At 34.7% G+C, this 4,508-nt stretch carries 5 protein-coding genes; 4 read left to right on the top strand and 1 reads right to left on the bottom strand.

Annotated features, from left to right (window positions below):
- The first annotated feature begins 39 nt into the window (after positions 1–39).
- Genes EA412_00480 through EA412_00465 form a run of 4 tightly spaced genes read left to right on the top strand, consistent with a single transcriptional unit; the run spans position 40 to position 3,742 of the window.
- Positions 40–777 carry a hypothetical protein gene (locus tag EA412_00480; GenBank protein TVR84275.1) on the top strand — a complete coding sequence of 246 codons (738 nt, stop codon included), beginning with the start codon at positions 40–42 and terminating at the stop codon, positions 775–777.
- A gap of 2 nt (positions 778–779) precedes the next feature.
- Positions 780–1,874: a hypothetical protein gene (locus EA412_00475; GenBank protein TVR84274.1), complete on the top strand. Its 1,095-nt coding sequence runs from the start codon at positions 780–782 to the stop codon at positions 1,872–1,874.
- 32 nt (positions 1,875–1,906) lie between these two features.
- Complete coding sequence (locus EA412_00470) at positions 1,907–2,743, top strand: hypothetical protein (GenBank protein TVR84273.1); 837 nt, start codon at positions 1,907–1,909, stop codon at positions 2,741–2,743.
- A gap of 21 nt (positions 2,744–2,764) precedes the next feature.
- The gene (locus EA412_00465) at positions 2,765–3,742 is read left to right on the top strand and encodes a YARHG domain-containing protein (protein ID TVR84272.1); all 978 of its coding nucleotides are present in this window, start codon (positions 2,765–2,767) and stop codon (positions 3,740–3,742) included.
- A gap of 440 nt (positions 3,743–4,182) precedes the next feature.
- On the opposite strand, the gene EA412_00460 is transcribed toward EA412_00465, so the two are convergent.
- Positions 4,183–4,508, bottom strand: a 326-nt coding sequence (locus EA412_00460; GenBank protein TVR84271.1) for a hypothetical protein, incomplete at its 5' end; no start/stop codon positions are given.

The following is a 4,508-nucleotide window of genomic DNA, read 5'->3' as shown; positions in this document are numbered from 1 at the left end:
GCACGGTTTTATGACCCGCAGATTGCACGGTGGCATAGTGTGGACCCGTTGGCGGAGTTGTATTATCATATTACTCCATATCGCTATGGTTTAAATAACCCAATGAGATTTATTGATGCATTTGGGTTGACAGAAGAGGAAAGGATCACAGCCTTACAATTTGTTCGAGGTAAATTAGGGACACCTTATTCTACAATGGACTGCTCTGCTTTGGTTGGTGCCGGTTTGATCGCTGCAGGAAAAGAAGACTTTAGGAATATATCTGGCATTGGGCAATGGCAGCGTGGTGTGCCAAGACTAGTAAATATGTCAAGGCCAATTAGAAGAGAAAGTATGTTGCCTGGTGATTTGGTTACTTTTAAAACGACTAGATCCGAAAGGCAAGGACCAGATGGCATCTATGATCATATTGGGATGGTTTCAAAACCACATATTGTTGATGGTAAACTTATTGGATTTTGGTTTATACATGCACGATCATCAAAAGGTGCCACAGAAGATTATTATGACCTATCTAAGGATAATTTACAAAATGCTTTTTGGTTAAGAGGGGTTTGGGCCTGGGAATGGGACGAGGAAGACAGGTTGTATAATATGGATTTAGAAGAAGTTGTAGTATCGGCAAAAGGTCCAGAAAACAGTAGAAATAAACCCCCAATACCGCAAATCAAATATTCGGGAGCTCAACAAGGCCGTTTAGCACCTGGCGATTTTGGATACATAGGCTCATATTGGGATACTTATGACAGAACAAGAGCTTTTGGAAGGGAAGATTAAAGATGAGTAGGATTCACGGTCTTTTTGATAAAACTTATAATATGAAAAAAAACATTTCAGAAACCTTGGTTATAATTCTAATATATATAAGGGTATACTTTCCTTTTTTAAATGTGAGACTATTAATTGCATTTACAATTGGTGTATTGTTGTTTAATGGTTGTGATAATCAGAGATCCACAGGCGGTGGGTCTGAAACAAATATAAGAAATCAAGTGGATAAAGATATTGACGATATAATTTACAAAAAGCATATAATAAAGGAAGAAGAAGTTCCATTATCAGATTTTTTTCAAGATTCAAAAATTACAGACCCAACTTTTAAAGCGTTGAAATTAAAACGGGAAATGGTTTTTAATTTAACAAGTGAAAACCGAGACTCTCTGGGTTTAATATTTACTCCCGAAGCAGTTTCAATTGAAGCTATTAAAATAGTCGGTGATTTTGCTTATTTAAGTGATCCTGTCCATGGAAATATCAAAAAAATATGTTTGAAAAGTGGTTTTATGATTTCAAGCAACCCATTGGAAAACGAAAGGTTCGAGTTTTATTTACAGGAAATTGCTTTTTTCAATGGCTTGTTATATTTAATAACTCATCGAAATAAAGTCTTTAGATTGACTTTAGATCTGCAAAATGTTGATAGTTTTTTCTTCCCTGATAGTCATCAAAACAATAATTACTTGAATTCAGACCGTGGAGAGAAATTAATAGTATTTTCTGACGGAAGGAATGATTTTATCATCGATGAAAAAACCAGACCATCAGAATATGTTGTTGATGAAAAAACAAAAATCTTTCAAAGAAGATTGCATATTGATGATCAGCTCAACTTTTCATATGATACTCTAAGTTTTAAAAACCATTCTGAATACCGGGAGTGGATTACATCGTTAAGGGGTAAAAAAATTGAGATTGCCGGCAAGCCTTTTTATTTTTGCAACGATAAGAAATATGAAGTGCCAATAGGGTTTGAAGTTGGCCAGACTTTTGGAAGTGCTTTTGGAAGAAATATTGATTGTAGTGATATATATCTTGCGTTCTTTACAATTTCACTTGAAGAAGAAAAACTTTTTTTGCATGTTTATGAATATTAAGTCACATCTTAATGGTATGATGATTTATTATTATGAATTGGCATGATTACGGGGCACGGTTTTATGACCCGCAGATAGCACGCTGGCATAGTGTTGACCCTATCACCGAAAGATTAAAATATGCTAGTCCTTATGTCTATGCATTAAATAATCCAATTAGGATGATTGATTTAATCGGTTTATTTCCATTTGACCCTAATAAACTTAGAGAAGCAATAAATTTAGCCTATTCTAATACAGATATTAGCAGCTTAACATGCAATACTGCAGTTCAGGATGTAATGGTAACTTTAATTGGATATAAGGTGCTTGGTCAGGCAAATGATATGATTGATCGTATGGATGAAGATACGGGAAATTGGGAAAAAATTATTGTAAATAATGAATCGGATTTTATTAGCTTACAAGAAAAAGCAAATGAAGGTTATTTTATTATTGGGTCAAAGAAAGGTACAGTTCACGGTCATGTTAATGTTTTAAGGCCAGGCCGTGGGGCTAGAGCAGGCAAATGGGGACAACTGTTTAAATCGGATAAGTCAGCTTTATTTGTTCCTGAAAGTTTGGAAGCCAATCAAAGATCAGACAGGCAGTCTATTAATTGGGGATGGGGTTCTGATGTTGATCCATTCTCAATAGTTTTCTACAAATATATTGGAAATCAAGATAATAAAATTTATTTACCAAAAAAAGATTTAGAAGAATTTATATTTACTGCTAATGCTCCTCAAAGAAAAGAAAGGAAATACCCCATAACACTTTCATTACCATCTTCAGTTTTTCAATCTGGAAGAAAAAATCCCGGTGAATTCGGATATATTGGTTCTTATTGGGAAACATATGATAGTGCCAGAAAATTTGGAAAAGAATAAAAATACTAAACAAGCTTGGATATGAATAAAATAATTTTGTCTTTGTTGATTTGTGGGCTAATTCTAAGAGTTAATGCTCAAATAGATTATAAAAATGAGTTGATTGTACCAATTGAAAAATACAATTATGATCTATCTTCCTCATTCGGAGTTATTATTTACCAGGTTGATGGAATAGATTCTATTGTTTTAAAAGATAAATTTGAATATTTTTCTTCAATCGAGATTTTCACTAACGGAAATAAAATCCTTGAGTTTGATCAAGGCGATTATGAATTAGATATTTTCGGAAAGGATATCTGCTACAAGTTTAAAAATCTTTTAATTTTTAGAGTAAACAGAAGACCAAATATATGCGATGGCTTTCTTATTTTTAAGAGAAGTGATCAAAACATAAAGAAACTTGGATTTATCGAATCAAATTCTGCTTATATATTTGGTAATATTCACGGAGATAAACATTTCATAATCGGAGGGTTTTCCTATCATATTCAAAAGCTATCCTCAGAAGAGCCTTTCTCGAAACACGCAGATGTCTATAAAAATAGTATAAATGAATTATTAAGGATATACTCAGTTTCAGAGGTAGTTGAGAGAGATTATGATCTGGAAAAGAAATTAAAAAGCCTTATAATTGAAATATTGAACTACCCCTTAAGTGGCATCTACAATGGATTTGGCTATTCTGTAACCGAACCATTAGATTTGGATAACTTATCAGTTAATTCAGTGCGAAAGTATGCAACCTTGTCTGTTTATAAACTCAATCCAAATATGTTGAAAGAGTTTTCAGCAAAAGAGTTAAGATTAATGAGAAACGAAATCTTCGCAAACCATGGATACATTTTTAAATCAGATGATTTAAGAAAATATTTTTCTCAACAAATGTGGTATAATCCTAGTTTTGAAAATGTAGATCATTTACTAACAGATATAGAAAAGCATAATGTCAATTTGATCCTTAATGAGGAATCTAAAAGAGCTTCTGAAAATTATTAATTTTTGCTTTTTGGAGTGTCAAGTGAAGAACAATTATATAAAAAGGAAAATTACAAAATTTGCTCTGGCTATCATTAAATCAGCAATTCAATAATCATTGTTTCTTTATAATTCCAGAGACGCGCCGGAATGCGCGTCTCTACAGGATTTCGGCAGGGATGTATGGGAGACGTGCCGTGCAGGCACGTCTCTGCAACGGGCTACAGTTGAAATATTTATCGATGGCCCACACAACCGGGTTATTGCTGATGTACTGCCTGTTTGATAATTTAAATTCTATAAAAAATTCAACCCGCTAAACAGGCCTAAGAGAACGCCCCCGGCCTTGCAGGTTTCCCGGTAACAAAACAAGGAACGGAGCGGTTAAAAAGATTTGCTGCCATGCACCCACAAAAGCCAGGAAAAAATGTAGAAAGATTTTTGCATGGCCTTCAAATCTTTCAGCGAAGAGACCGCAGTTTTGTCGGGCAACCTGCGAAGCCTTGACCTTTTGTTACTTTTGCGTCAAGGCAAAAGTAAGGCGAGAAAAAAAGAAATATTAAAACCCATTCTTTCCTTATATTTGTCTCAACAAAAAGCTTCAACCCCCAATGACGGACGGCACCACCATCATCAAAGCCCAGGCAACACATTATTACCCCTTCGGCATGGCCATCCCTTCCCAGAGTTTTGCCCTGCCCATAGAGAATGATACCTACCAAAACCGCTACCTCTACAACGGCAAAGAGTACCAGGATGATTTTGGGTTGAACTGGTATGATTACGG

Source organism: Chitinophagaceae bacterium, assembly GCA_007695095.1.
Taxonomy (GTDB): Bacteria; Bacteroidota; Bacteroidia; order Chitinophagales; family REEL01; genus REEL01.
This window is presented reverse-complemented; position numbering and strand designations above follow the sequence as displayed.

Excerpts from the sequence above, each read along its gene's own strand:
- EA412_00470 (TVR84273.1), top strand. The coding sequence starts at position 1,907 with ATGAATTGGCATGATTACGGGGCACGGTTTTATGACCCGCAGATAGCA.
- EA412_00465 (TVR84272.1), top strand. The coding sequence starts at position 2,765 with ATGAATAAAATAATTTTGTCTTTGTTGATTTGTGGGCTAATTCTAAGA.
- EA412_00475 (TVR84274.1), top strand. The coding sequence starts at position 780 with ATGAGTAGGATTCACGGTCTTTTTGATAAAACTTATAATATGAAAAAA.